24 protein-coding genes and 1 tRNA gene are annotated in these 25505 nt (G+C 72.3%); 15 read left to right on the top strand and 10 right to left on the bottom strand.

Features of this window, described 5'->3' with window-relative positions; all coding sequences use genetic code 11:
* Positions 1 to 130 precede the first annotated feature (130 nt).
* Together PV364_RS20295 and PV364_RS20300 are read left to right on the top strand one after the other, a co-directional pair.
* On the top strand, positions 131 to 1627 hold the full coding sequence (locus tag PV364_RS20295; RefSeq protein WP_319661515.1) for a PucR family transcriptional regulator: 1497 nt from the start codon (positions 131 to 133) through the stop codon (positions 1625 to 1627).
* Between the two features lie 119 nt (positions 1628 to 1746).
* The gene (locus PV364_RS20300) at positions 1747 to 2547 is read left to right on the top strand and encodes a phosphatase (protein ID WP_319661516.1); all 801 of its coding nucleotides are present in this window, start codon (positions 1747 to 1749) and stop codon (positions 2545 to 2547) included.
* 78 nt (positions 2548 to 2625) lie between these two features.
* On the opposite strand, the gene PV364_RS20305 is transcribed toward PV364_RS20300, so the two are convergent.
* The 3 genes from PV364_RS20305 to PV364_RS20315 form a co-directional block, all read right to left on the bottom strand.
* Complete coding sequence (locus PV364_RS20305; protein ID WP_319661590.1) at positions 2626 to 3459, bottom strand: acyl-CoA thioesterase II; 834 nt, start codon at positions 3457 to 3459, stop codon at positions 2626 to 2628.
* Positions 3460 to 3556: 97 nt separating this feature from the next.
* The gene (locus PV364_RS20310) at positions 3557 to 4714 is read right to left on the bottom strand and encodes an acyl-CoA dehydrogenase family protein (protein WP_319661517.1); all 1158 of its coding nucleotides are present in this window, start codon (positions 4712 to 4714) and stop codon (positions 3557 to 3559) included.
* Between the two features lie 41 nt (positions 4715 to 4755).
* Positions 4756 to 5379 (bottom strand): TetR/AcrR family transcriptional regulator, encoded by a 624-nt coding sequence (locus PV364_RS20315; RefSeq protein ID WP_319661518.1) that lies wholly within the window; start codon positions 5377 to 5379, stop codon positions 4756 to 4758.
* A 139-nt stretch (positions 5380 to 5518) separates the two neighbouring features.
* Here PV364_RS20315 and PV364_RS20320 point away from each other — a divergent pair, with 139 nt between their 5' ends.
* The 6 genes from PV364_RS20320 (at position 5519) to glmS (ending at position 13519) form a co-directional block, all read left to right on the top strand.
* A complete protein-coding gene (locus PV364_RS20320; RefSeq protein ID WP_319661519.1) occupies positions 5519 to 7147 on the top strand; it encodes a carboxyl transferase domain-containing protein in 1629 nt (542 codons plus the stop codon).
* Between the two features lie 22 nt (positions 7148 to 7169).
* Entirely contained in the window at positions 7170 to 9176 is a 2007-nt protein-coding gene (locus tag PV364_RS20325) for an acetyl/propionyl/methylcrotonyl-CoA carboxylase subunit alpha (protein WP_319661591.1), read from the top strand.
* Positions 9176 to 10126, top strand: coding sequence for a hydroxymethylglutaryl-CoA lyase (locus tag PV364_RS20330; RefSeq protein ID WP_319661520.1), 951 nt, complete (start codon positions 9176 to 9178; stop codon positions 10124 to 10126). The genes PV364_RS20325 and PV364_RS20330 overlap by 1 nt, the downstream gene beginning before the upstream one ends.
* 8 nt (positions 10127 to 10134) lie before the next feature.
* Complete coding sequence (locus PV364_RS20335) at positions 10135 to 11301, top strand: acyl-CoA dehydrogenase family protein (RefSeq protein ID WP_319661521.1); 1167 nt, start codon at positions 10135 to 10137, stop codon at positions 11299 to 11301.
* Positions 11302 to 11373: 72 nt separating this feature from the next.
* A complete protein-coding gene (locus PV364_RS20340) occupies positions 11374 to 11649 on the top strand; it encodes a hypothetical protein (RefSeq protein WP_319661522.1) in 276 nt (91 codons plus the stop codon).
* Between the two features lie 55 nt (positions 11650 to 11704).
* The gene (gene glmS / locus PV364_RS20345; protein ID WP_319661523.1) at positions 11705 to 13519 is read left to right on the top strand and encodes a glutamine--fructose-6-phosphate transaminase (isomerizing); all 1815 of its coding nucleotides are present in this window, start codon (positions 11705 to 11707) and stop codon (positions 13517 to 13519) included.
* Between the two features lie 72 nt (positions 13520 to 13591).
* Here glmS and PV364_RS20350 read toward each other — a convergent pair whose 3' ends face one another.
* Together PV364_RS20350 and PV364_RS20355 are read right to left on the bottom strand one after the other, a co-directional pair.
* The gene (locus tag PV364_RS20350; RefSeq protein ID WP_319661524.1) at positions 13592 to 14188 is read right to left on the bottom strand and encodes an acetate uptake transporter; all 597 of its coding nucleotides are present in this window, start codon (positions 14186 to 14188) and stop codon (positions 13592 to 13594) included.
* Positions 14189 to 14295: 107 nt separating this feature from the next.
* On the bottom strand, positions 14296 to 14817 hold the full coding sequence (locus tag PV364_RS20355; RefSeq protein ID WP_319661525.1) for a universal stress protein: 522 nt from the start codon (positions 14815 to 14817) through the stop codon (positions 14296 to 14298).
* 947 nt (positions 14818 to 15764) lie between these two features.
* On the opposite strand from PV364_RS20355, the gene PV364_RS20360 reads away from it, so the two are divergent.
* The 3 genes from PV364_RS20360 (at position 15765) to PV364_RS20370 (ending at position 17811) form a co-directional block, all read left to right on the top strand.
* Positions 15765 to 17030, top strand: a complete 1266-nt coding sequence (locus PV364_RS20360) for a helix-turn-helix domain-containing protein (protein ID WP_319661593.1) — start codon at positions 15765 to 15767, stop codon at positions 17028 to 17030.
* 5 nt (positions 17031 to 17035) lie between these two features.
* Positions 17036 to 17647 (top strand): oligoribonuclease, encoded by a 612-nt coding sequence (orn, locus tag PV364_RS20365; RefSeq protein ID WP_319661526.1) that lies wholly within the window; start codon positions 17036 to 17038, stop codon positions 17645 to 17647.
* A 91-nt stretch (positions 17648 to 17738) separates the two neighbouring features.
* Positions 17739 to 17811 (top strand) — tRNA-His (locus tag PV364_RS20370).
* A 246-nt stretch (positions 17812 to 18057) separates the two neighbouring features.
* Here PV364_RS20370 and PV364_RS20375 read toward each other — a convergent pair.
* Both PV364_RS20375 and PV364_RS20380 read right to left on the bottom strand, forming a co-directional pair.
* Positions 18058 to 18852: an SAM-dependent methyltransferase gene (locus PV364_RS20375; protein WP_319661527.1), complete on the bottom strand. Its 795-nt coding sequence runs from the start codon at positions 18850 to 18852 to the stop codon at positions 18058 to 18060.
* 126 nt (positions 18853 to 18978) lie between these two features.
* A complete protein-coding gene (locus tag PV364_RS20380) occupies positions 18979 to 19188 on the bottom strand; it encodes a hypothetical protein (RefSeq protein WP_319661528.1) in 210 nt (69 codons plus the stop codon).
* 126 nt (positions 19189 to 19314) lie between these two features.
* On the opposite strand from PV364_RS20380, the gene PV364_RS20385 reads away from it, so the two are divergent.
* Positions 19315 to 20091: an isocitrate lyase/phosphoenolpyruvate mutase family protein gene (locus tag PV364_RS20385; RefSeq protein WP_319661529.1), complete on the top strand. Its 777-nt coding sequence runs from the start codon at positions 19315 to 19317 to the stop codon at positions 20089 to 20091.
* 7 nt (positions 20092 to 20098) lie between these two features.
* Here PV364_RS20385 and PV364_RS20390 read toward each other — a convergent pair whose 3' ends face one another.
* The 3 genes from PV364_RS20390 to PV364_RS20400 form a co-directional block, all read right to left on the bottom strand.
* Entirely contained in the window at positions 20099 to 20602 is a 504-nt protein-coding gene (locus PV364_RS20390) for a pyridoxamine 5'-phosphate oxidase family protein (protein WP_319661530.1), read from the bottom strand.
* Between the two features lie 57 nt (positions 20603 to 20659).
* Positions 20660 to 20848: a hypothetical protein gene (locus PV364_RS20395; RefSeq protein WP_319661531.1), complete on the bottom strand. Its 189-nt coding sequence runs from the start codon at positions 20846 to 20848 to the stop codon at positions 20660 to 20662.
* A 135-nt stretch (positions 20849 to 20983) separates the two neighbouring features.
* Positions 20984 to 22012, bottom strand: coding sequence for a LacI family DNA-binding transcriptional regulator (locus tag PV364_RS20400; protein WP_319661532.1), 1029 nt, complete (start codon positions 22010 to 22012; stop codon positions 20984 to 20986).
* A 157-nt stretch (positions 22013 to 22169) separates the two neighbouring features.
* Between PV364_RS20400 and PV364_RS20405 the strand changes: the two genes are divergently transcribed.
* The 3 genes from PV364_RS20405 to PV364_RS20415 are packed head-to-tail and all read left to right on the top strand — an operon-like array spanning position 22170 to position 25493.
* Complete coding sequence (locus tag PV364_RS20405; protein ID WP_319661533.1) at positions 22170 to 23531, top strand: extracellular solute-binding protein; 1362 nt, start codon at positions 22170 to 22172, stop codon at positions 23529 to 23531.
* 4 nt (positions 23532 to 23535) lie between these two features.
* Positions 23536 to 24567: a sugar ABC transporter permease gene (locus tag PV364_RS20410; protein ID WP_319661534.1), complete on the top strand. Its 1032-nt coding sequence runs from the start codon at positions 23536 to 23538 to the stop codon at positions 24565 to 24567.
* Positions 24568 to 24572: 5 nt separating this feature from the next.
* The gene (locus tag PV364_RS20415; RefSeq protein WP_415924579.1) at positions 24573 to 25493 is read left to right on the top strand and encodes a carbohydrate ABC transporter permease; all 921 of its coding nucleotides are present in this window, start codon (positions 24573 to 24575) and stop codon (positions 25491 to 25493) included.
* The last annotated feature ends 12 nt before the right edge of the window (positions 25494 to 25505 follow it).

Genomic DNA, 25505 nt, shown 5'->3' on the forward strand with positions numbered 1-25505 from the left:
CCCCGGGCGGGAACCTGCCGCACACATCCGGCCCGGCCGCCGTCCGCCTGTGGCGACACTAGGTGGCCGCGAAGGGACCCTTAAGTGTACGTTTCCTCCATATGAGCCGGTCCGAATGGAGGGAACGCACATGACGTCCCCGCGGCAGGACCTCGTGCCGCTCACGCCCCAGATCCCGCTGTCCGCGCTGCTGGCCCTGCCCGACCTCGGGCTGCGCCAAGTGGCCGGACCGCCGGCGGCACAGGCGGATGTGCGCGTCCAGTGGGTGCACACCAGCGAGATGGAGGACCCCGTCCCCTATCTCCTCGGCGGCGAACTGCTGCTCACCGCGGGGGTGCACTTCGCCGCCGGGGCCGACGCCGGGCCCTATCTGGACCGGTACGTCGCCCGCACCGTGGAGGCCGGCGCCGCCGCGCTGGGCTTCGGCCTCGCCCCGGTCCACGACAAGATCCCGGCGGCACTGGCCGAGGCCTGCGACCGCCACGGGCTGCCGCTGGTGGAGGTGCCGCCGCGCACCCCGTTCACGGCCGTGGCCCGCGCCGTCTGGCAGGCCATGGGCGAGGCGCGGACCCGTGAGCTGCGGCACGTGACGGAGGCGCAGCAGGCGCTCGCCGCGGCGGCCGCCCGCCCCGACCCCGTCCCGGCCGTGCTGCGCCGGCTGGCCCGGCGGCTCGACGCCTGGGCGGCGCTCGTCGCACCGGACGGCTCGGAGGTGTACACCGCCGGCACCGCGCCGGACCCGGGAAGCCGCGAGGCGGCCCACCGGCTGGCCCGCGTGGTCGGCCCCGCCGCCTCCGCCCGTCCGCCGTCCTCGGCCACCGACATATACGGCGGGACACGGCTGTCCGCCTACGCCCTGGCCGGCGGGGGCCCCGGTGAGCGGCCGGCCCTCGTCCTGGCCTCCTCGCACCCCGACCCGGCCGACCACGCGGTGGCCAATGTGGCGGCCGTCCTGCTGTCCCTGCTCACCGGGCCGCACCTGGGGGCGCCGGAGGCCGCACGGTCGGCCGCACTGGTGCGCCTGCTGCTCGGCGCGGCGCCGGAGGAGGCCACCGCCCTGCTGGGACCGGACGGGCCGTGGCTCGTCGTGCACGCCCTGCGCCGCGGCGCGCCCGCCGACCAGGCCGCGGCCGCCGCACTCGGCTCCGCCCTGGGCACCGCCCTGCTGGATCCCGGGGGCGAGGCGGTACGCCTGCTGCTGCCCGCGGACCGCGAGGTCGCGGCGCAGCCCGGCTGGACGCTCGGAGTGAGCGCCCCGGTGTCCGCCGCCGCGCTGGACGAGGGCGACCGCCAGGCGGCGGGCGCGGCGCGGCGGGCCGTCGCGGGCCGCAGCGCACTGGTGCGGCACCGGGGCGCGGACGGCGGGATGGCGGACCTGGTCGCCCCGGACGACGCCAGGGCGCGGGCGCGCGAGGTACTGGCTCCCCTCGCCGGCTCCCCCGCCCTGCTGGAGACGCTGCGCACCTGGATCGGGCTGCACGGCAGCTGGGACCGCGCCTCCGTCGCCCTGGGCGTGCACCGCAACACCGTGCGGCAGCGGATCGGCCGCGCCGCCACCGCGCTGGACGTCGATCCCGACGACCCGGACGTGCGTATGGAGCTGTGGTTCGCGCTGCGCTGGCTGTGAACGGAACGCCCGGGGACGGCCCGCGCCCCCGGATTCCTGACGCCCCGGCAGGAGGTCACGCCTCGGCGTCGATCGCATCCCGGCCGCACGGAGCTTCGACGGCACGGGAGAATGAGGGCATGCTGCCCCATCTCACCGTGCCCTCCCGCCAGGAACTCGCCGACCACCTCGTCGCCACGCGCATAGCGGGCGACGTCGCCACCCCCCGCGAGAACAACCGCTCCCACTACGGCCGGCTCGCCGCGGGCGACCGCCACTACTGGCTCGGCCTGGAACTCGGCGACCGATGGACGGACGAGGAGGCCGTGCTCGCGGTCATGGCCGAGCGCTGCGGCGTCGTGGCCGACCCGGAGTTCCGTTCCGGGCAGGACACCATCGATCCGGAGCTCACCATCAGCGCTCTCGAGCGGGCCGCCCGCGTGCTCTCCAAGGCCGTGGAGGACGGGCAGCGCGTGCTGTTCGCCACCGGCCACCCCGGCGGCCTGCTGGACGTCCACCGCACACTGGCCGCCGCGCTGCGCGCCGCCGGCTGCGAGGTGATGGCCGTCCCCGGCGGCCTGTCCACGGAGGAGGGCGGGGTCTTCCAGTTCTGCGACGTGACGATGCTGGAGCGCGGCGCCACCCTGTGGCACACCCACTCCCCCGCCCCCATGGCGGCGGTCCTGGACGCGCTGGCCGCGCAGGACCTGCCGCTGCCCGACCTGGTGGTCGCCGACCACGGCTGGGCGGGATGCGCCGGGCAGCGCGGCATCACCGCGATCGGCTTCGCCGACTGCAACGACCCGGCGCTCTTCCTCGCCGAGGCCGAGGGCACCGTCTCCGTCACCGTCCCGCTCGACGACCACGTCACCGACCCGCGCTTCTACGACCCGATGACCGGCTACCTGCTGGACGCCGCCGGCCTGAACCGCCCGGCCTGACGCCCGTCCCGACGACGCCCAGCGGTGTCCTTCACCATGGGGCAGGCCGGAGAGCGGCTCCATGGTGCGGGCTCCGCCTCACCGCCGGGACCAGGACGTGCGCGGGATCCGGACCAGGCCCTCCTGGATGACGGAGACGGCCAGCCGTCCGTCCCGGGTGTAGATGCGGGCGGTGCCGAGCCCGCGGCCGCCTGAGGCGGACGGGCTCTGCTGGTCGTACAGCAGCCACTCGTCCGCACGGAACGGCCGGTGGAACCACATGGCGTGGTCCAGGCTCGCCCCCACCACGTCGCCGAGCGCCCAGCCGCCGCGTCCGTGCGCCAGCAGCACGGAGTCCAGCAGTGTCATGTCCGACACATAGGTGGCCAGGCAGACGTGCAGCAGCGGGTCGTCAGCGAGCTTGCCGTCGGTGCGGAACCACACCTGGGAGCGGGCCTCGCGCGGACCGCGCTCATGGGCGAGGAACGGCGGGTCGTCCACGTAGCGCAGGTCCACGGCGGCACGCGCCTCCAGGAGGCGGTCCACCACCGTGGGGTCGGGGAAGCGGTCGGCGTGCGACCGCAGCAGTTCCTCGCCGGTGGGCAGGGTCTCCGGGTCCGGGGCGGCCGGCATCGGCTCCTGGTGCTCCAGGCCTTCCTCGTACGTCTGGAAGGACGCGGAGAGGTGGAAGATCGGCTGCCCGTGCTGCACCGCCACGACGCGCCGGGTGGTGAAGGAGCGGCCGTCGCGTATGCGGTCGACCTGGTAGACGATCGGCGCGCCGGGGTCGCCCATGCGCAGGAAGTACGCGTGCAGGGAGTGCGCGTCGCGCCCTTCGGGCACGGTGCGCCCGGCCGCCACCAGCGCCTGGGCGGCGACCTGGCCGCCGAAGACGCGGGGGACGACGGCCCAGCGGCTGGTGCCGCGGAACATGTCCTGCTCGATCCGCTCGAGGTCGAGCAGATCGAGCAGGGACTGCAGACTTGCGTTGGTCACGGTGCTCTCTCGGGCCGGGCGGCGGACCGCTCGGTCACAGGCCCATCGACTTGGCGATGATCGACTTCATGACCTCGCTGGTGCCGCCGTAGATGCGGTGCACGCGGTTGTCCGCGTACAGGCGGGCGATCGGGTACTCCAGCATGTAGCCGTAGCCGCCGTGCAGCTGGAGGCAGCGGTCGATGACCTTGGCCGCCGTCTCGGTGCAGAACAGCTTGGCACGCGCGGCGTCGGCGGCGGTGAAGTCGCCCTGCTCGTGGGCCTCCAGCGCGCGGTCGACGACGGCCTGCATGGCGTCCACGTCCGAGGCGCACTCGGCGAGCACGAACTTGGTGTTCTGGAACTCGGCGACGGCCTTGCCGAAGACCTTGCGGTCGCGCACGTACTGGGTGGCGAAGCGGACGGCGGCGTCGGCCTGCGCGTAGGAGCCCACCGCGATGGCGAGGCGCTCGACCGGCAGGTTGTGGGCCAGGTAGGAGAAGGCCTTGCCCTCCTCGCCGAGCAGGTCCTCGACGGGCACCTTGACGTCGGTGAAGGACAGCTCCGCGGTGTCGGAGGTGCGCAGGCCGATCTTCTCCAGCTTGCGGCCGACCGCGTAGCCCTCGCTCTTGGTGTTGACGACGAGGATCGACAAGCCGCCGCGGCGGTCCTCCGGGGTGGCGGGCGCGGTGCGGCAGACCACGAGCACGCGGTCGGCGACGACACCGCCGGTGATGAAGGTCTTGGCGCCGTTGAGGACGTAGTGGGTGCCGTCCTCGGAGAGCTTGGCGTTGGTGGTCATGCCGGCCAGGTCGGAGCCGGTGCCCGGCTCGGTCATGGCGATGGCCGTCATCATGTCGCCGCTGATGAAGTCCGGCAGCCAGCGCTTCTTCTGCTCCTCGCCGGCGAACTCCAGGAGGTACGGGAGCACCAGGCCGGTGTGCACGCCGCTGCTGCCGAAGCTGACGCCGGCGCGGGCGGTCTCCTCGGTCACCACGGCGCTGAACTTCCAGCTCGTGACACCGGCGCCGCCGTACTCCTCCGGCACCTCGATGCCGAAGATGCCCAGCTCGCCGAGGCGGTTGTAGAACTCGCGGGGCGGGTAGCCGGCCTCCTCCCACTGGGAGTAGACCGGGACGACCTCGCGGGCGATGAAGTCCCGGACGGTCTCCCGGAACGCCTCGTGGTCCTCGTTGAATACCGTGCGACGCACTTGGCGCCTCCTCTGCAGACCGAGCGTGAATAAGCAAGCGCTCAGTAAGTTACTTCCCGGTCGCGCGGACTGTCCAGAGCCGCAAAGGCGCCCAGGGCCAGCCGGTGCAGCAGCACGGCGGTCGCCGCCCGTCCCGGAAGCCCGCCGTGCGGACCGAGGTGGGGCGTGGAATTGAGCAGCCCGAAGACGGCGTGCACGGCCGCCCGCGCCTCGGCCTCCGCGGCCCCCGGGTGGACCTGGCGGACGACGGTGACCCACTGCTCGACGTACTGGCGCTGCAGCTGGCGCACCAGCTTGCGGTCGGACTCGCGCAGCCGGTCCAGCTCCCGGTCGTGCAGGATGATCAGCGCCCGGTCGTCCAGGGCGAAGTCGATGTGGCCCTGGACCAGCGCGTCCAGCGCGGCCGCGGGGTCGCCCGCCTCGGCGACGCGCATCCGGCCGGCCGCGTGCAGCCGGCCGCTGATGCCGACGAGCAGCTCGGCCAGCATCGCGTCCTTGCCCGCGAAGTGCCGGTACAGGCCCGGGCCGCTGATGCCGCAGGCGGCCCCTATCTCGTCCACACCGACGCCGTGGAACCCGCGTTCGGCGAAGAGCCGCGCGGCCTCCTGCAGGATCTGGTCGCGTCTGCCGCTCGCCGCCCTGGCGGCCGTCCTCGTGGGCTCCACACCGCACCTTTCCGGGCGGCGTCCGGCGTCCGGCCGCCCCCGCGATCTCGTGGTCCTCATATTCTAGACAGTGGTGTTAACGACCGCTAACGTAGGGGACATCACAGTTAACGACCGCTAACACCCGGGGGCCCGCGACATGGAAGCACCCGTTCTCGCCAGCGCCGCGGATCCGGCGGGCGAGGCCTTTCACGCCAACGCCAAGGCGCACGCGGAGCTGTCCGCGCAACTGCGCGAGAAGCTCGCCGCGGCCGCCCTCGGCGGCGGGGAGAAGGCCCGCGCCCGGCACACCGCGCGCGGCAAGCTGCTCCCCCGCGACCGCGTGGACGGACTGCTCGACCCCGGATCGCCCTTCCTGGAGCTGGCGCCGCTGGCCGCCGACGGGATGTACGACGGGCAGGCCCCGGCCGCCGGCGTCGTCGCCGGGATCGGCCGGGTCTCCGGCCGGGAGGTCGTGATCGTCGCCAACGACGCCACGGTCAAGGGCGGCACGTACTACCCGATGACGGTCAAGAAGCACCTGCGCGCGCAGGAGATCGCTCTCGACAACCGGCTCCCCTGCCTCTACCTCGTGGACTCCGGCGGCGCCTTCCTGCCGAAGCAGGACGAGGTCTTCCCCGACCGCGACCACTTCGGCCGGATCTTCTTCAACCAGGCCACCATGTCCGCGCGCGGCATCCCGCAGATCGCGGCCGTGCTCGGCTCCTGCACGGCCGGCGGCGCCTACGTGCCCGCGATGAGCGACGAGGCCGTCATCGTCCGCGGCCAGGGCACGATCTTCCTGGGCGGGCCGCCGCTGGTGAAGGCCGCCACCGGTGAGGTCGTGACCGCCGAGGAGCTGGGCGGCGGCGAGGTCCACTCCCGGGTCTCCGGCGTCACCGACCACCTGGCCGAGGACGACGCCCACGCCCTGCGCATCGTGCGGAACATCGTGGCGACCCTGCCCGCCCGCGGCGCGCTGCCCTGGACGGTCGCGCCCGTCGAGGAGCCCGCCGTCGACCCCGCGGGCCTCTACGGCGCGGTCCCGGTCGACTCGCGCACCCCCTACGACGTCCGCGAGGTGATCGCCCGCATCACCGACGGCAGCCGCTTCGCGGAGTTCAAGTCCGAGTACGGCACGACGCTGGTGACCGGCTTCGCCCGCATCCACGGCCACCCGGTCGGCATCGTCGCCAACAACGGCATCCTGTTCTCCGAATCCGCCCAGAAGGGCGCGCACTTCATCGAGCTGTGCGACCAGCGCGGCATCCCGCTGCTCTTCCTCCAGAACATCTCCGGCTTCATGGTGGGCCGGCAGTACGAGGCCGGCGGCATCGCCAAGCACGGCGCCAAGATGGTGACCGCGGTCGCCACGACCCGGGTGCCCAAGCTCACCGTCGTCATCGGCGGCTCCTACGGCGCGGGCAACTACTCGATGTGCGGGCGCGCCTATTCGCCTCGCTTCCTGTGGATGTGGCCCAACGCCAAGATCTCCGTCATGGGCGGCGAGCAGGCGGCCTCCGTGCTGGCCACCGTCAAGCGCGACCAGATCGAGGCGGCCGGCGACACCTGGGCGCGGGAGGACGAGGAGAGCTTCAAGTCCCCGATCCGGGCGCAGTACGAGGAGCAGGGCAACGCGTACTACGCGACGGCCCGGTTGTGGGACGACGGCGTCATCGACCCGCTGCAGACCCGCCAGGTGCTCGGGCTCGCCCTCACCGCCTGCGCCAACGCGCCCATTCCGCAACGCGATCCCGAGGCGCCGGGCTACGGCGTCTTCCGGATGTAGGGGGACGACCGTGACTGAGCAGATGTTCGACACCGTCCTGGTCGCCAACCGCGGCGAGATCGCGGTCCGGGTCATCCGCACCCTGCGGCGGCTCGGGGTGCGTTCGGTCGCCGTCTTCAGCGACGCGGACGCCGACGCCCGCCATGTGCGCGAGGCCGACACCGCCGTGCGCATCGGTCCGGCGGCCGCCGCCGAGAGCTACCTGTCCGCCGAGCGGCTGCTGGAGGCGGCCGCCCGCACCGGGGCCCAGGCCGTCCACCCCGGCTACGGGTTCCTCGCCGAGAACGCCGCCTTCGCCCGCGCCTGCGAGGGCGCCGGGCTCGTCTTCATCGGCCCGCCCGCCCGCGCGATCGAGCTGATGGGCGACAAGATCCGCGCCAAGGAGACCGTCCAGGCGGCCGGCGTACCGGTGGTGCCCGGCAGCAGCGGCAGCGGACTGACCGATGCCCAGCTGACCGCCGCCGCCCTGGAGATCGGCACCCCCGTGCTGCTCAAGCCGTCCGCCGGCGGCGGCGGCAAGGGTATGCGCCTGGTGCGCGACGAGGCGCTGCTCGCCGAGGAGATCGCGGCCGCCCGGCGCGAGGCCCGCGGCTCCTTCGGCGACGACACGTTGCTGGTGGAGCGGTGGATCGACCGCCCCCGGCACATCGAGATCCAGGTGCTCGCCGACGGCCACGGCCATGTCGTCCACCTCGGCGAGCGCGAGTGCTCGCTGCAGCGCCGCCACCAGAAGGTGATCGAGGAGGCCCCCTCCGTCCTGCTGGACGAGGAGACCCGGGCCGCCATGGGCGCGGCCGCCGTGCAGGCGGCACTGTCCTGCGGCTATGTCGGCGCGGGCACGGTGGAGTTCATCGTCCCCGGCGCCGATCCGGCCGCGTACTGCTTCATGGAGATGAACACCCGGCTCCAGGTCGAGCACCCGGTCACCGAACTCGTCACCGGGCTGGATCTGGTGGAGTGGCAGGTACGGATCGCCGCAGGCGAACGGCTGCCCCTCGCCCAGGAGGACATCGCGCTCAGCGGCCACGCCGTGGAGGCGCGGATCTGCGCGGAGGTCCCCTCGCGGGGCTTCCTGCCCTCGGCCGGCACGGTGCTGGCACTGGCCGAGCCCACCGGTGAGGGCGTCCGCGTCGACTCCGGTCTGACCGCGGGCAGCGAGATCGGCACGTCCTACGACCCGATGCTGGCCAAGGTCGTCGCGCACGGCCCGGACCGCGCCACCGCGCTCCGCCGGCTGCGGGCGGCGCTCGCCGGGACGAGCGTGCTGGGCCTGGAGACCAACACCGGTTTCCTGCGGCGCCTGCTGGCGCACCCCCAGGTCGTCTCCGGCGAGCTGGACACCGGGCTGATCGACCGCGAGCTGGCCGGGCTCGTGCCGGCCGAGGTGCCCGCGGAAGTCTACGCGGCGGCGGCGCTGCTGCGGCACGCGGCGCTGGAGCCGGCGGCGCGGTCGTGGACCGACCCGTTCTCCGTGCCGAACGGCTGGCGGCTGGGCGGCGAGCCCGCGTGGACGCCGCACTGGCTGCGCGTGGCGGGACGGGAGCCGGTCGCGCTGCAGGTGCGCGGCCGGGCGGGCGACGCCGAGGTGCGCGTCGGTGACGCCCCCGCCGTGCGGGCCCGGCTCGTCGCCGGGAGCGGCCCGCGGATCACGGTGGAGTGGGACGGCGTCACGCATGCCTTCGACCACGCCGGCGAGTGGCTCGGCCGGGACGGCGACGGCTGGCACGTCCAGGCGTACGACCCCGTCGAGGCGGCGTTGCGCGGCGGCGCGGGCGCCGGCGGGGTGGACACCCTCGCCGCGCCCATGCCCGGCACGGTGACCGTGGTCAAGGTCGCCAAGGGCGACGAGGTCACCGCGGGCCAGAGCCTGCTGGTGGTCGAGGCGATGAAGATGGAGCACGTCATCACCGCCCCGCACGACGGCACGGTCACCGAGATCGACGTGAGCCCGGGCAGCACGGTCGCCATGGACCAGGTGCTCGCCGTCGTCACGCCGCACCAGGACCCGCACCAGGAAGAGGCGAAGTGATGGCCGGCGAACGCCTTGGACTGCCCATGTCCCTGCCCCTGGACGGGCTCCCGCGCCGGGTGCGCATCCACGAGGTCGGCGCGCGCGACGGGCTGCAGAACGAGAAGACCACCGTGCCGACCGAGGTGAAGGCGGAGTTCGTGCACCGCCTGGCCGACGCCGGGCTGACGACCATCGAGGCGACGAGCTTCGTGCACCCCAAGTGGGTGCCCCAACTGGCCGACGCCGAGCAGCTGATGCCCCTGCTGGACGACCTCGGCGAGGGCGTGCGGCTGCCGGTGCTGGTGCCCAACGACCGCGGCCTGGAGCGGGCGCTCGCCCTGGGCGTGCGCGAGGTCGCCGTCTTCGGCAGCGCCACGGAGTCCTTCGCCAAGGCCAACCTCAACCGCACGGTGGACGAGTCCCTGGAGATGTTCGCGCCGGTGGTGACCCGTGCCCGCGAGGCGGGGGCCAAGGTGCGCGGCTATCTGTCGATGTGCTTCGGCGACCCCTGGGAGGGCGCGGTGCCGGTCGGCCAGGTCGCCGCCGTCGCCCGCCGCCTGTACGACCTGGGGTGCGACGAGCTGAGCCTCGGCGACACCATCGGGGTGGCGACCCCCGGCCACGTGGTGGCCCTGCTGGACGCCCTGGCCGGCTTGGGCGTGCCCGTCGACCGGCTCGCCGTGCACTTCCACGACACCTACGGCCAGGCGCTGTCCAACACCCTGGCCGCCCTCCGGCAGGGCGTCGGCGTCGTCGACGCCTCCGCCGGCGGTCTCGGCGGCTGCCCGTACGCCAAGAGCGCCACCGGCAATCTCGCCACCGAAGACCTGGTCTGGATGCTCGACGGCCTCGGCATCGAGACCGGCGTCGACCTCGGCCGTCTCACCGCCACCAGCGTGTGGATGGCCGGTCAATTGGGCCGACCCAGCCCCTCCCGCACCGTCCGCGCCCTCTCCCACCAGGAGTGATCACTGCCATGACGACCGCCCACCGGCTCCCCGCCGAGTACGAGGAACTCCGCCGCACGGTCGAGGAGTTCGCGCACGACGTCGTAGCTCCGAAGATCGGCGAGTTCTACGAGCAGGACGAGTTCCCCTACGAGATCGTCCGCGAGATGGGCCGCATGGGCCTGTTCGGGCTGCCCTTCCCCGAGGAGTACGGCGGCATGGGCGGCGACTACTTCGCCCTCTGCCTGGCCCTGGAGGAGCTGGCCCGGGTGGACTCCTCGGTGGCGATCACCCTGGAGGCCGGTGTCTCCCTCGGCGCCATGCCGGTCTTCCGCTACGGCACCGAGGAGCAGAAGCGGACCTGGCTGCCCCGCCTGACCGCGGGCGAGCAGCTGGGCGCCTTCGGGCTGACCGAGCCGGAGTGCGGCTCGGACGCGGGCGGCACGCGCACCACCGCGCGCCTGGACGAGGCCACCGGCGAGTGGGTGATCAACGGCACCAAGTGCTTCATCACCAACTCGGGCACGGACATCACCGCCCTGGTCACGGTCACCGCGGTCACCGGACGCGGCGAGGACGGCCGCCCGGAGATCTCCTCGATCATCGTGCCGTCCGGCACGCCCGGATTCACGGTGTCCAAGAAGTACAGCAAGGTCGGCTGGAACGCCTCGGACACCCGGGAGCTGTCCTTCGCCGACTGCCGGGTGCCCGCCGCCAACCTGCTGGGCGAGCGGGGCCGGGGCTACGCGCAGTTCCTGCGCACCCTGGACGAGGGCCGGATCGCGATCTCCGCGCTGGCCACCGGCCTGGCCCAGGGCTGTGTGGACGAGTCGCTGGCGTACGCCAAGGAGCGGGTCGCCTTCGGCCGCCCGATCGGCACCAACCAGGCGATCCAGTTCAAGATCGCCGACATGGAGATGCGGGCCCACACCGCCCGGCTCGCCTGGCGGGACGCGGCCGCCCGGCTGGTGGCCGGGGAGCCGGTCAAGAAGGAGGCGGCGATGGCCAAGCTCTTCTCCTCCGAGAGCGCGGTCACCAATGCCCGGGAGGCCACGCAGATCCACGGCGGCTACGGCTTCATGAACGAGTACCCGGTCGCCCGCATGTGGCGGGACTCCAAGATCCTGGAGATCGGCGAGGGCACCAGCGAGGTCCAGCGCATCCTGATCGCGCGCGAGCTCGGCCTTCCGGCGTAGTTTCCCCCGGTCCCTGCCCGATATCGGGCAGGATTCTTGCAAACCCTCCCGTCCCTCCCGCACTATCGAGCGGTGCTCGAACGCCGGACGCCCCACGACGACCTGGTGGACCACCTGGTGCGGACCACGCCGATGAGCCGCGGCGAGGCCGCCCGGGTGGTCCTGGACGTCCTGGCGTACTTCGACGAGACGGCAGAGGACTTCGTACGGCGGCGCCATCGCGAGCTGCAGTCCAAGGGGCTGCAGAACGCGGAGATCTTCGAACGGATCACCGCCGAGCTGCCGCACCGCGCGGTGGCCCCACCGGAGTTCTCGCTGCGGCAGTTGCGCCGCATCGTCTACGGCTGACCCGCCGGCGCTCCACGGCATTCGGGCCGCGCCACGATCGGGAGGGACAACGAACATGTGCGGAATCGTCGGATACATCGGCAGGCGTGACGTCGCGCCGCTGCTGCTGGAAGGCCTGCAACGGCTGGAGTACCGCGGGTACGACTCGGCGGGCATCGTGATCACCGGCAAGTCCGGCGGCCTGAAGGCCGTCAAGGCCAAGGGCCGGGTACGTGAGCTGGAGGCCCGCGTCCCCAAGCGCTTCGCCGGCACCACGGGCATCGCCCACACCCGCTGGGCCACCCACGGCGCCCCCAGCGACGAGAACGCCCACCCTCACCTGGACACCGAGGGCAAGGTCGCCGTCGTCCACAACGGCATCGTCGACAACGCCGCGGAACTGCGCGCCAAGCTGACCGCCGACGGCGTCGTCTTCGCCTCCGAGACCGACACCGAGGTGCTGGCCCACCTCATCGCGCGCTCCGAGGCGGCGACGCTGGAGGAGCGGGTCCAGCAGGCCCTGTCGCGCATCGAGGGCACGTACGGCATCGCCGTCCTGCACGCCGACTTCCCGGACCGCATCGTCGTCGCCCGCAACGGCTCCCCCGTCGTGCTCGGCATCGGCGAGCACGAGATGCTCGTCGCCTCCGACGTCGCCGCCCTCGTCCGCCACACCCGCCAGGTGGTCACCCTGGACGACGGCGAGATGGCCACCCTGACCGCCGGCGACTACCGCACGTACACCACGGCCGGCAACCGCACGTCGCCCGAGCCGACCACCATCGAGTGGGAGGCCGAGAACTACGACCTCGGCGGCCACGACACGTACATGCACAAGGAGATCGCCGAGCAGCCCGAAGCGGTGGACCGCGTGCTGCGCGGCCGGATCGACGACCGCTTCTCCACCGTCCACCTGGGCGGGCTGAACCTCGACGCCCGCGAGGCGCGGGCGGTGCGCCGGGTGAAGATCCTCGGCTGCGGCTCGGCGTTCCACGCGGGCCAGATCGGCGCCCAGATGATCGAGGAGCTGGCCCGCATCCCGGCCGACGCCGAGCCGGCCTCGGAGTTCCGCTACCGCAACGCGGTGGTCGACCCGGACACGCTCTACATCGCCGTCAGCCAGTCCGGCGAGACGTACGACACCCTGGCGGCCGTCCAGGAGCTCAAGCGCAAGGGTGCTCGCGTGCTGGGCGTGGTCAACGTGGTCGGCAGCGCCATCGCCCGGGAGACCGACGGCGGCATGTACGTGCACGCGGGCCCCGAGGTCTGCGTCGTGTCCACCAAGTGCTTCACCAACACGGCCGTCGCCTTCGCGCTGCTCGCCCTGCACCTCGGCCGGATCCGCGACCTGTCGGTCGCGGACGGCAGGCGGATCATCGAGGGCCTGCGGAAACTGCCGGGCCAGATCGAGGAGATCCTGGCGGGCGAGGACGAGATCAAGAAGCTGGCGGCGGAGTACACGGACGCCAAGAGCATGATGTTCGTCGGCCGCGTGCGCGGCTACCCGGTCGCCCGTGAGGCCTCGCTGAAGCTCAAGGAGGTCTCCTACGTGCACGCGGAGGCCTACCCGGCGTCCGAGCTCAAGCACGGCCCGCTGGCGCTCATCGAACCGTCGGTGCCGACCGTGGCGATCGTCCCGGACGACGAGCTGGTGGACAAGAACCGGGCGACGCTGGAGGAGATCAAGGCCCGCAGCGGCCGCATCCTGGCGGTGGCGCACCAGGTGGAGGCGAAGGCCGACCACACCATCGTCGTGCCGCGCAACGAGCCGGAGCTCGACCCGGTGCTGATGGGCATCCCTCTGCAACTGCTGGCGTACCACTCGGCGCTGGCGCTGGGCCGGGACATCGACAAGCCGCGCAACCTCGCGAAGTCGGTCACCGTGGAGTAGGGCCGGTGCCCCAGCACACACGGACGGGCCCCCCGCGCCCTGTGGCGCGGGGGGCCCGTCCGTACCGGTGGGTCAGGCCGCGTGGCCGCGGTGCGGGACGCCCAGCCGCCAGCCGTCCGCCAGGGCCCGGCGGCCCCAGGCGGCGTTGGTGAGCAGTGCCGTACCGCCGTACCAGGCGACCACGCCGGCCGCCAGGCCGACCCAGCCGGCCACCTTGCCGAGTCCGCCGTTGGAGGCCAGGGCGGCGATGCCGGACAGTGCGGCGGAGACGGTCAGCAGTCCGAAGGCCGCCTGCGCCACGCCGCCCATCTGCCAGGCCGCCATCGTGAGGGTGAGTGCCAGCAGCGCCCACAGGAGCATGAACAGCCCGACGACCTCCTTGCTCGCACCCGCGCCGGACCCTCCCGACCAGGTCACCCAGAAGGCGCCCAGCGAGGCGAATGCGGTGCCCGTGAAGCCGTTGCCGCCGTAGAACTCCCACATGCCGGCGACGAATTGGGTGATGCCGCCGACAAAGAGCGCGAGCCGCGCGGCGTCCGCCGCCGCGGCGTTGTCGATGACGCCCGTGCTGAACAGCCCGAAGGCGATCAGTGTCAGGCCGAGTGCCAGATATCCCAGAGCCGCTGCGCCGGCTCCCGCTGTACGTGCCGTGGAGACGTCGTTGTCCACCGCCGGCCCCCTTCGTGTTCGAGGGAAGAAACTGCAGGTGAGATACCCTTCACAAGGGCACAAGCAATCCCTCGGAGCCGACATTCACGGCAACTGGCGCCGAATCGTTATGGAATGACCACGACAGGCCGCTGCGCACGCCGGGCGAGCCGTCCGGCGACGGAGCCGAAGATCTTGCCGATGATCCCGTGCGTCCCGCCCACCACGATGGCGTCGGCCTCGTACTCCCGGCCGACCTCCTCCAGCTCGTGGCAGATGTCCCCGCCGCGCTCGACCAGGATCCACGGCACCTCCGACAGATGGTCGGCGCAGGCGAGTTCGAGGCCGAGCACCTCGGTGCGGTGGTCGGGTACGTCGACGAAGACGGGGGGCTCGCAGCCGGCCCACACGGTGGCCGGAAGGCGGTTGGCCACGTGAACGATGATCAGCGCGGAACCCGACCGGCGTGCCATGCCGATGGCGTACGCGAGCGCCCGCTCGCTGGACAGGGAGCCGTCGAAGCCGACCACCACCCCGTGCCTGAAGGCGGGGTCGCAGGCAGCGCGCAGCTCGGAGGCCGCCTGGGGTACCGCCGCCGATTCGGCGAGCGGCTTTCCGTCGGCGGGCTCGGGGAGCTCGTAACCGGCCATGATGCGGTTTCTCGGCAAGGTCGGCGCCGGTGGCACCGAGTGGGCGGACAACAACAGTGCGGGGGCCGCGGGACCGGCCGGATTTCGACCGATAAGGGGCTGCCCTTCCCGCTGACTCCAGAGTACGGCGGCCCCGGTCCACTGCACAGAGGTGCGCGGACCCTCACAGCGTCCCCTTACCCCGGAGTTTCCAGGAGAATGCCGGAGCGCGGCGCCGAGCGCAACGCCACGTCGCCAACCGGACAAGTCGCCCCTCCCGGCGATGTCCCGGCCTGTCCGCCACCGGCCATATCCGGAATCGTCCTCAGGCCTCGTTCGGGGCCTGGGGGCGCACTCGTTCATCAGCCATCCAGGGGGCGCACCACGGGGCGCTGACCTGGGGCGCGCGCAGCGTTCCCCCTCATTTTCAGCCAACTTCACTGTGGCAAAGGCCACTTGGGACACACCACCGCCAACCGCCCTACCACCGGTGAGGAACCGGAATGAGGGGGCGCACAGCCCTTGTGCGCCTGTCCACCGCTTCGAGGCACACTTCACGAGCGGAACGCTTCGTGATCGAATGCTTCACGCCACGTGGTCATGTCGACATACCGCCAGGTGGTGAACTTGCCATGGCGGATGCAACCGACCCAGTAGATTCGATCTTGAGAGACAACGGCGGGGGATCCGTGCAGGACCGAGAGGACGAGTCGACCGAGGGGGGCCCCAGCTCCATGAACCAGGAGTCCAGGACCGGCACCATGGCGGAGATCCAGTCGGCCGCCGGTATGTCCACCGCACTGTCCGTGCCTTCGGGGGCTTCCGTGACGTCGGGGCCTGCGGGCGCCCACGGCCTCCCGAACGTCACGGGACTTCCCGCCGTGACGGCCGGCCCGTCCGCCGCCGCCGCGGCCGGACGCGCGCCCCGCAAACTGTCGGCGCGCCGCCGTCAGGAGGTCGTGGCCGTCATGCTGTTCAGCGGCGGCCCGATCTTCGAGAGCTCGATTCCCCTGTCGGTGTTCGGCATCGACCGCCAGGACGCCGGGGTGCCCCGCTACCGGCTGCTGGTCTGCGCCGGCGAGGACGGTCCGCTGCGCACCACCGGCGGGCTCGAACTGTCCGCGCCCTACGGGCTGGAGGCACTCTCGCGGGCCGGGACGGTCGTCGTTCCCGCTTGGCGGTCCATCTCCCAACCGCCGCCCCCCGAGGCGCTGGACGCCCTGCGCCGCGCCCACGAGGAGGGCGCGCGCATCATCGGCCTGTGCACCGGCGCCTTCGTGCTCGCCGCCGCCGGGCTGCTGGACGGCCGCCCCGCCACCACGCACTGGATGTACGCGCCGACGCTCGCCAAGCGTTACCCCTCGGTCCACGTCGACCCGCGCGAACTGTTCGTCGACGACGGCGACGTGCTCACCAGCGCCGGCACCGCCGCGGGCATCGACCTGTGCCTGCATGTGGTGCGCACCGACCACGGCAGCGAGGCGGCCAACGCGCTGGCCCGCCGGCTGGTCGTACCGCCGCGCCGGGGCGACTGGGGCGGCCAGCCCCGGCACCTGGACCGCTCTTTACCGGAGGAGATCGGGGGCGATCCCCTCGCGGAGGTCGTCGCCTGGGCCCTGGAGCACCTCCACGAGCAGTTCGACGTGGAGACCCTCGCCGCCCGCGCCTACATGAGCCGCCGCACGTTCGACCGCCGGTTCCGCACCCTGACCGGCAGCGCCCCCCTGCAGTGGCTGATCACCCAGCGCGTCCTGCAGGCGCAGCGCCTGCTGGAGACCTCCGACTACTCCGTCGACGAGGTCGCGGCCCGCTGCGGCTTCCGCTCCCCCGTCGCGCTGCGCGGCCATTTCCGCCGGCAGCTCGGCTCCTCCCCCGCCTCCTACCGGGCCGCCTTCCGCGCCCGGCGCCCCCACGACGAACCCGACGCACCCGCGGCCGCCAAGGACCCGCGCGGCCACGAGCCGTCCGGCGGCCCCGTGCCCGCGCCGCGCCGCGGCTCCCCGCAGGGGGCCGAGCGCGCCGCCGGCGTGCTCCCCATCCCCGGCCAGGGCGGGCCGCCGGCCGGCAGCGGGATCCTCAAGCAGGACCCCGACACGTACGCCCGCATACCCGAACAGGCCGGCAGCCGCTTCGACGCGCGCGAGACGCACCCGCTGCGGCGCCCCCGTGACGGCCGGGACGGACGTGGTAGGAACGCGGCTATGCCTGCTCCGCGGGATCGCCCCGTAGGGTGAGACGTATGAACGACCGGATGGTGTGGATCGACTGCGAGATGACCGGGCTCTCCCTGGCCCAGGACGCTCTGATCGAGGTGGCGGCACTCGTCACCGACTCTGAGCTCAACGTGCTCGGGGAGGGGGTCGACATCGTCATCCGTCCCCCCGCGGAGGCGCTGGAGAGCATGCCCGACATCGTCCGCACGATGCACACCGCCTCCGGGCTGCTGGAGGAGCTGGACGGCGGGGTGACCCTGGAGGAGGCCGAGAAGCTCGTCCTGGACTACGTGCGCCAGTACGTCTCCGAGCCCCGCAAGGCGCCGCTGTGCGGCAACTCCGTCTCCACCGACCGGGGCTTCCTCGCCCGGGACATGCAGACGCTCGAGCAGTACATGCACTACCGCATCGTGGACGTCTCCTCGATCAAGGAGCTGGCCCGCCGCTGGTACCCGCGGGCCTACTTCGCCAGCCCCGAGAAGAACGGCAACCACCGCGCGCTCGCCGACATCCGCGAGTCCATCGCGGAGCTGCGCTACTACCGCGAGGCCGTCTTCGTCCCCCAGCCGGGACCCGACACGGACACGGCCCGTGCCATCGCCGCGAAGCACGTCCTGCCTGCGGAAACGGCGAAGTGACCGACCCGCGGGAAACGTAGGCGCGAGCACCCTCCCGGACCCTGTACACTTTTCCTCGGCCGGTGCGAAGGAAACACAAGCGCCGGTCATGGTGGGTGTAGCTCAGCTGGTAGAGCACCTGGTTGTGGTCCAGGATGCCGCGGGTTCGAGTCCCGTCACTCACCCTGATGGAAAAAGGCCCGGCCTGCGGAAGCAGGCCGGGCCTTTTTCGTGGCGTTCATGGGCGAGGCCGGGTGGCCCGGACGGAGACGAGTTCCCCGGACCGTCCGTCGTTCCCGTGGCCCACGGAGGACTCCTGACGCGATGCCGCTGCGTGCCGGGCGAGGTCCTGTCCGGTTTCCTGCGCAAAGGGCCTCTGAACCGCGCGGACGCGGTTCAGAGGCCGGTCGGGGCGGCCGGTGCCCCGAGGGCTACGCCTTGCGGGCCACGCCGCCGTAGAAGCCGATCTCGCCGGAGCGCGGGGACGGCTCGGTGTCCGGGCGCCAGAAGGGGACCTGGACCACGCCGGGCTCGACCGGTTCGAAGCCGTCGAAGAAGCTCTCGACCTCGGGGCGGGAGCGCAGGTTCAAGGAGGCCGTGGCGTTGTTGTAGACGGCCTGGGCCTCGCTGCGGTCGGCGAAGTCGCCCGTGGCGTGCGAGAGCACCAGGAAGCTGCCCGCCGGGAGCGCGTCGCGCAGGGTGGCCACGATCTCGCCGGGCTTCTCCGCGTCGGTAAGGAAGTGCAGGACGGCGACGAGGAGCAGGGCGACCGGCTCGTCGAAATCGATGACCTTGCGGACGTCGGGGTGGTCCACGAGCGCCCGCGGGTCGCGCAGGTCGGCGAGCACGACGCTGGTGGCGCCGGGGCGGCTGAGCAGCGTGCTGGCGTAGGTGTTCACGATCGGGTCGTTGTCGACGTACGCGATGCGCACGTCCGGCGCGGTCTCCTGCGCGATCTCGTGCACGTTCGGCGAGGTGGGCAGACCGGTGCCGATGTCGAGGATCTGGCGGACGCCGCTGCCGACGACGTGCCGGACCGCGCGCTGCAGGAAGCCCCGGTTGGCCTGCACGCCGATCCTCACCTCGGGTGCCGCGGCGGCGAGTTCGTCGCCCGCGTGGCGGTCCACCTCGTAGTTGTCCTTGCCGCCCAGCAGGTAGTCGTAGATCCGCGCAGGGTGTGGCCTGCTGGTGTCTATCTCCTCGGCGCGGAAGCCGTCCTGTCTCACGCTGCGCTCCTCTCGACGGCCGTCCCGGCTCCCGGCCCGCGGACGGCAGACGACAGCTTCGCACATCAACATCACGGAGCACGGCCCCGGTTGATCATCGTGCGGCACGGCGTGAGGAGGCGCCGCTCAGGGCTTCCAGTGGTACTTGGCGCCGCTGACCCAGCGCACGACCGCCGGGTCGTCGAGATCCACGTGGGCGATGCCTGCTTCGTGGGCGAGGCGGACGACGTCGAGGAGGTCGTGGGCGATACCCACGGTCTCACCGCCGATCTGGACGATGCGGAACGGCGGGTCCCCCTCGTGGACGGGGGAGACGACGATGGGGGTGTCGGTCACCCTTCCAGCTTGCGGCAGACCCGCCCCGGGCGCACCCGCCGCTCCGCCCGCCCCGCCAGGTGGCCCGCCCGGGCGGCCCGTGATTGGACCGGACGACCGGGCCGCGGCCTGCTTACGGTGGAGTCCATGAGCACCTCGGACACCTCGCGCGCGGGGCTCGCCGCCCGCCTGCGCGCGCTGCACGTACCCGGCCGGCCGCTGATCCTGCCCAACGTCTGGGACGCCGCCTCGGCGCGCGTGGTGGCCGAGGCGGGATTCCCCGCGGTCGCCACCGGCAGCGCGCCCGTGGCGGCGTCCCTGGGTCACCCCGACGGGGAGGTGATGCCGCCGGCGGACATGCTGGCCGCGGTCGCGCGCGTCGTGCGGGCGGTCGGGGTCCCGGTGACGGCGGACATGGAGCGCGGCTACGGGCTCGGCCCCGGGCGGTTCACCGAGCGGCTGGCCGCCACCGGGGCCGTCGGCTGCAACCTGGAGGACACCGATCCGCGCACGGGCCGCCTGGTGGACGCCGGGGAGCAGGCCGGTTTCCTCGCCGCCGTCCGCGCGGCCGACCCGGACCTCGTGATCAACGCCCGCACCGACGTCCTGGTGCGGGCGCGGACGCCGGCGCGGGAGCGGACCGCGGAGGCCGCCCGGCGGGTGCGGCTCTACCTCGAGGCGGGCGCCGACTGCGTGTACCCCTTCGGCCCGCTGGACGAGGAGACCACGCACACCCTGGTCACGGCCGCCGGCGGACGCCCCGTCAACGTCCTGGCCCGGCCCGGCGGTCCCGCCACGTCCCGGCTGGCGGAGCTGGGGGTCGCCCGGATCAGCTACGGCCACCAGCTCCACACCGCGGCCCTGCGGCACCTCGCGGACCTGGTCGCGACCGTGCGCGACGGCGGCAGTCCCTTCGCGGGCTGACCGGGGCTCAGCCCGCCTCGCGCGGGGGCCCTTCGTCGTTGCCGCGCCGCAGGGTGCGCACCGGGCGGCCCGGCCGCCACACCTCCAGCACGATGTCGGGGTCGTCGACGTACGTCCGCACGACCTCGGTCAGGTCGGCGGCGAACAGGTGGAACGGGCCCTCCGGCACGGTCACCTCGCCGGTGAAGCGGGCGACGGCCGCGGGGTCGGTGACCTCGACGGCGCGGCCGCTGATCCGGACGTCGCCGCCGTCCATGGAGGTGCCGGGACCGGGGTTCACATGGAGCGAGAAGCGCGGGTCGCGGCGGAGATCGAGGGCCTTGCGCGAGTTCGGCATCATGCCGAACCACAGCTCCCCGAGCCGGAACTCGGCCTCGATGCCGGTCACCCGCGGGGAGCCGTCGGCCCGCAGCGTGGCGAGCACATGGTGTTTGTAGGGGCTGAATCGTGTGGTCACGGCCTCGGCGAGGCCGGGTTCCGCCGCCTCGAGGTCCGCCCAGCGTGTCGTCATACGACGATGCTCCCCGGCATACCCGACATCTTGTGTCGGCATTGCCGGGGAGGGGTCCTACTCCTCGCTCTTGCGGCCCTGCGTGCGGCCGCGGCCGTGGCCCTGACGGGCGGCCTGCCAGATCGCCCGCAGGCGGTCCAGCTCGGCCAGTTCGGCGCGCGACCAGGTACGCCGGCCCGCCACGTACCGCCGTATTGCTTCGTTGGCGGCCTCGACGGATCGACGGTCCAAAACGGTCGGTGACATACCCGTGATGTTATCGGCCGGGTCCGACAGCGAGCCCCGGCCGAGCCCCCCGCCGGGCGATATCACACCGTGACCCTCCTCACTGTGGCGGGGGTCACCCCGCCCGCGGCGGGACGCCGGGGCCCGGTCCTGGGCTCACGCCGACTCGCGGCGCACCAGCTCCGTGGCGAGGACGACGTGCCGCCGGGTCGCGGTGGCGGCCCCGATCTCCTCCAGCAGCACCCGGGCCATCGTGCGGCCCATCTCCTCCATGGGCTGGCGCACGCTGGTCAGCGGCGGGTCGGTGTGCCGGGCCACGGCGGAGTCGTCGAAGCCGACCAGCGCCACGTCGTCCGGCACCCGGCGGCCGTGCTCGCGCAGCACCTGCAGCGCGCCGCTCGCCATGAGGTCGGAGGCGGCGAAGACGGCGTCGACGTCCGGCCGCCGCTCCAGCAGGGCGCGCATCGCGGCGCGGCCGCCCTCCTCGGTGAAGTCGCCGCGGGCGACCAGGGCGTCGTCCGGGACCAGCCCGGCGTCCTCGATCGCCTGGCGGTAGCCGTCCAGGCGGCAGCGGGCGACGTACATGTCCAGCGGCCCGGTGATGGTGGCGACCGCCCGGCAGCCGCGGCCGAGCAGGTGCGCCACCGCCGAGCGGGCACCGCCGACGTTGTCGGAGTCGACGTAGGCGACCGACTCCCGGTCGGAGCGGCGGCCGCTGAGCACCGTGGGCATCTCCATCTGGTCCAGGAGGTCGGGCAGCGGGTCGTTCTCGTGGACCGAGACCAGCAGGACGCCGTCCACCCGGTGGGCGCCCAGGTACTGGGCGAAGCGCTGCCGCTCCTTGGGGGTCCGCAGCAGTGTGAGCAGCAACTGCATGTCGGTGTCGGCCAGTTCGGCGCTGACGCCGCGGATGATGTCGGAGAAGTACGGCTCCGCGAAGAGCCGGGTCTCCTCCTCGGGGATGACCAGCGCGATGGCGTCGGTCCGGTTGCCCGCCAGGGCCCGGGCCGCGCGGTTGGGCACGTAGCCGAGCTCGGCGATGGCCGCCTCGACGGCGGCCTTGGTGTGGTCGCTGACCCGCGGCGACCCGTTGATCACCCGGGAGACCGTGCCGCGCCCCACACCGGCGCGAGCGGCGACCTCCTCCAGCGTCGGCCTGCCACTGCGCCGTCCGCCCATCACCATTGCGGCCTCCCAATCACGAGGTGATAACTGCGCCAACTTAGAGCGTCCGCTCCCTTGACACCTCATCGGGGAGTCGAGACTCTTCAACACACCACATATGGGAGCGCTCCCACCCTAGCGAACACCTTCACTTCCCGCACGTACTCGGAGGACCCGAATGCGCACGACAAGGAAGTCGAACCGGCCACGAGGCCGTACCGCAGCCGTCGCCCTGACCGCTGTGGCCGCACTGGGAGTGAGCCTGCTCTCCGGCTGTTCCAAGGACAGCGACGACGCGGCGGGCGGCGGAGGCACGTCACAGGGCACGGACAAGAGCGCGGACAAGGGCGAACTCACCCTCACGGTCGGCACCTTCGGTGTCTTCGGCTACAAGCAGGCCGGACTGTACGAGGAGTACGAGAAGGCCCACCCGGGGATCACGATCAAGGAGAACGTGATCGAGCGGAACGACGCCTACTACCCGCAGCTCCTCACCCACCTCGCCGCCGGCAGCGGCCTGAGCGACATCCAGGCCATCGAGGTCGGCAACATCAACGAGATCGTCACCACCCAGGCGGCGAAGTTCGAGGACCTCTCCAAGGCGGCCGGCGTCGAGAAGTCGAACTTCCTCGACTGGAAGTGGGCGCAGGCCACCACCGCCGACGGCAAGACCGTGGGCCTGGGCACCGACATCGGCCCGATGGCGATCTGCTACCGCAAGGACCTGTTCCAGAAGGCCGGGCTGCCCACCGACCGCGAGGCGGTGGGCAGACTGTGGGCCGGCGACTGGCAGAAGTACGTCGACACGGGCGAGCAGTACACCAGGAAGGCCCCCAAGGGCACGACCTTCCTGGACTCCGCGGCCGGCCTCTACCAGGCCGTCAGCAACGGCGCCGCCGAGCGCTACTACGACAGCAGCGGCAAGGTCGTCTACAAGACCAGCCCGGCCGTCAAGAACGCCTGGAACCTCGCCATGGAGGCGGCCACCGGCAAGATGACCGCCAAGCTGAAGCTCTTCGACAAGGCCTGGGACCAGGGCTTCGCCAACGCGCGCTTCGCGTCCCTGCCCTGCCCGTCGTGGATGCTCGGCTACATCCAGGAGAAGTCCGGCGCCGCGGGCAAGGGCAACTGGGACGTCGCCGCCGCACCGAAGCCCGCCAACTGGGGCGGCTCGTTCGTCGGCGTGCCCTCGGCCGGCAAGCACAAGGAGGAGGCCGTCGAGCTGGCCGCCTGGCTGACCGCCCCCGAGCAGCAGGCCAAGGTCTTCGCCAAGCAGGCGAGCTTCCCGAGCGCGCCCGGCGCCTACGACCTGCCCGAGGTCAAGGACGCCAAGCACGAGTACTTCGACGACGCCCCGATCGGCACGATCTTCGCCGACGCGGCCAAGACCATCCCGACCCTGGTGATCGGCCCGAAGGACCAGCAGATCTACACCGCCATCACCGACGTCGGCATCCTCCAGGTCGAGCAGCAGGGCAAGTCCCCCGAGCAGGGCTGGGCGGCTGCCGAGAAGGAAATCGACAACGCGCTGGACCAGTGACCGCATGACCTCGGAGACCTCCGGCACCACCGCAGTGACCGCGCCCCCCATCCAGGGGGGCGCGGCCCCGCGCGACGGCTCCGGCCGGCCGCGCGACGCCCGTGACGAGCGGCGCGACCGCCGGCGCAGCCGCCGCTACCGGTGGGACGTCAAGGCGATGCCGTACGCCTTCGTCTCCCCGTTCTTCCTGTTCTTCGCCGCCTTCGGCCTCTTCCCGCTGATCTACACCGGCTGGTCCTCCTTCTACCGGGTGGAACTGACCAACCTGGACCAGCGGGAGTTCGTGGGCTTCCACAACTACACCCGCCTTCTGGAGGACGAGTTCTTCTGGAACGCCCTCAGGAACACGTTCACCATCGGGGTGATCTCGACCGTTCCGCAGCTGCTGCTGGCGCTGGGCCTGGCCCACCTGCTCAACTACCGGCTGCGCGGCTCGAACTTCTTCCGGGTCGCGATGCTCACCCCGTACGCCACGTCCGTGGCCGCCGCGACGCTGGTCTTCACGCTGATGTTCGGCACCGACTACGGCATGATCAACTGGGCGCTGGAGCACATCGGGTTCAGCCACCACATCGACTGGCGGGCCGGCACCTGGTCCTCCCAGATCGCCGTCTCCTCGATCGTGATCTGGCGCTGGACCGGCTACAACACCCTGATCTACCTGGCCGCGATGCAGTCCGTGCCGCACGACCTGTACGAGTCCGCCGCACTGGACGGCGCCTCGCGCCGGCAGCAGTTCCTCCATGTGACGGTCCCCATGCTGCGCCCCACGATCCTCTTCACGATCGTGGTCTCCACCATCGGCGCGACCCAGCTGTTCGGCGAGCCCTTCCTCTTCGGCGGCCCCGGCGGGGAGAAGGGCGGCGCCTCCCACCAGTTCCAGACGCTGGGCCTGTACCTGTACGAGCAGGGCTGGACGAACTACCACCTCGGCCGGGCCTCGGCCATCGCCTGGGCGATGTTCCTGCTCCTGCTGCTGATCGCCGCCGTCAACGGGCTGGTCGCCCGCCGGCTGCGCAAGAGCCAGGAGGGATGACGCCGATGACCACCGTCCCGACCCATCCGACAAAGCAGGGGACGGCCGGTGCGCCGGGCACGTCCCGCAAGGCGGCGCGCCGCGTGCCCGGCGCGCCCAAGGCCGGACGGCAGATGCACGGCGGGCCGTTCACCTACGCCGTACTGATCGTCTTCACCGCAATATCCCTCTTCCCCCTGGTGTGGACGGCGATCGCGGCCTCCCGCACCAACACCCGGCTGGCGCAGACCCCGCCGCCGTTCTGGTTCGGGTCCAACCTCTTCACGAACCTGCAGACCGCCTGGACGGACGCCAACCTGAGCACGGCGCTGCTCAACACCGCCGTCGTGGCGGGCTGCATCACCATCGGCACGGTGCTGTTCTCGACCGTCGCCGGTTTCGCCTTCGCCAAGCTGCGGTTCCGCCTCAAGACGTTCCTGCTGATGCTGACCATCGGCACCATGATGGTGCCGCCGCAACTCAGCGTCGTACCGCTCTTCCTGTGGATCGCCGACCTCGACTGGACCAACCACCTCCAGGCGGTCGTCCTGCCGACCTTCGTCAGCGCCTTCGGTGTCTTCTTCATGCGGCAGTACCTCTCGCAGGCCCTGCCGACCGAGCTCATCGAGGCCGCGCGGGTCGACGGCGCCAGCAGCCTGCGGATCGTCTGGCACGTGGTCTTCCCGGCCGCCCGCCCCGCGATGGCGGTGCTGGGCATGCTGACCTTCGTCATGGCCTGGAACGACTTCTTCTGGCCGATCATCGCGCTCACCCAGGAGAACCCCACCGTGCAGGTCGCGCTGACCAGCCTGGGCCGCGGCTACATCCCCGACGAGTCGGTGATCATGGCAGGCGCGCTGCTGGGCACGCTGCCGCTGCTGCTGGTCTTCGTGGTCTTCGGCAAGCAGATCGTGGGCGGCATCATGCAGGGCGCGGTCAAGGGCTGAGCCTCCCCGGAC

Source organism: Streptomyces sp. MI02-7b, from assembly GCF_033793585.1.
GTDB lineage: Bacteria > Actinomycetota > Actinomycetes > Streptomycetales > Streptomycetaceae > Actinacidiphila.

Coding starts and splice junctions, on each gene's coding strand:
- glmS (WP_319661523.1), top strand. CDS start 11,705: ATGTGCGGAATCGTCGGATACATCGGCAGGCGTGACGTCGCGCCGCTG.
- PV364_RS20400 (WP_319661532.1), bottom strand. CDS start 22,012: ATGGTGATGGGCGGACGGCGCAGTGGCAGGCCGACGCTGGAGGAGGTC.
- PV364_RS20325 (WP_319661591.1), top strand. CDS start 7,170: ATGTTCGACACCGTCCTGGTCGCCAACCGCGGCGAGATCGCGGTCCGG.
- PV364_RS20295 (WP_319661515.1), top strand. CDS start 131: ATGACGTCCCCGCGGCAGGACCTCGTGCCGCTCACGCCCCAGATCCCG.
- PV364_RS20390 (WP_319661530.1), bottom strand. CDS start 20,602: ATGACGACACGCTGGGCGGACCTCGAGGCGGCGGAACCCGGCCTCGCC.
- PV364_RS20300 (WP_319661516.1), top strand. CDS start 1,747: ATGCTGCCCCATCTCACCGTGCCCTCCCGCCAGGAACTCGCCGACCAC.
- PV364_RS20355 (WP_319661525.1), bottom strand. CDS start 14,817: ATGGCCGGTTACGAGCTCCCCGAGCCCGCCGACGGAAAGCCGCTCGCC.
- PV364_RS20335 (WP_319661521.1), top strand. CDS start 10,135: ATGACGACCGCCCACCGGCTCCCCGCCGAGTACGAGGAACTCCGCCGC.
- PV364_RS20405 (WP_319661533.1), top strand. CDS start 22,170: ATGCGCACGACAAGGAAGTCGAACCGGCCACGAGGCCGTACCGCAGCC.
- PV364_RS20320 (WP_319661519.1), top strand. CDS start 5,519: ATGGAAGCACCCGTTCTCGCCAGCGCCGCGGATCCGGCGGGCGAGGCC.
- PV364_RS20410 (WP_319661534.1), top strand. CDS start 23,536: ATGACCTCGGAGACCTCCGGCACCACCGCAGTGACCGCGCCCCCCATC.
- orn (WP_319661526.1), top strand. CDS start 17,036: ATGAACGACCGGATGGTGTGGATCGACTGCGAGATGACCGGGCTCTCC.
- PV364_RS20395 (WP_319661531.1), bottom strand. CDS start 20,848: ATGTCACCGACCGTTTTGGACCGTCGATCCGTCGAGGCCGCCAACGAA.
- PV364_RS20415 (WP_415924579.1), top strand. CDS start 24,573: ATGACCACCGTCCCGACCCATCCGACAAAGCAGGGGACGGCCGGTGCG.
- PV364_RS20305 (WP_319661590.1), bottom strand. CDS start 3,459: ATGTTCCGCGGCACCAGCCGCTGGGCCGTCGTCCCCCGCGTCTTCGGC.
- PV364_RS20360 (WP_319661593.1), top strand. CDS start 15,765: ATGCTGTTCAGCGGCGGCCCGATCTTCGAGAGCTCGATTCCCCTGTCG.
- PV364_RS20330 (WP_319661520.1), top strand. CDS start 9,176: ATGGCCGGCGAACGCCTTGGACTGCCCATGTCCCTGCCCCTGGACGGG.
- PV364_RS20385 (WP_319661529.1), top strand. CDS start 19,315: ATGAGCACCTCGGACACCTCGCGCGCGGGGCTCGCCGCCCGCCTGCGC.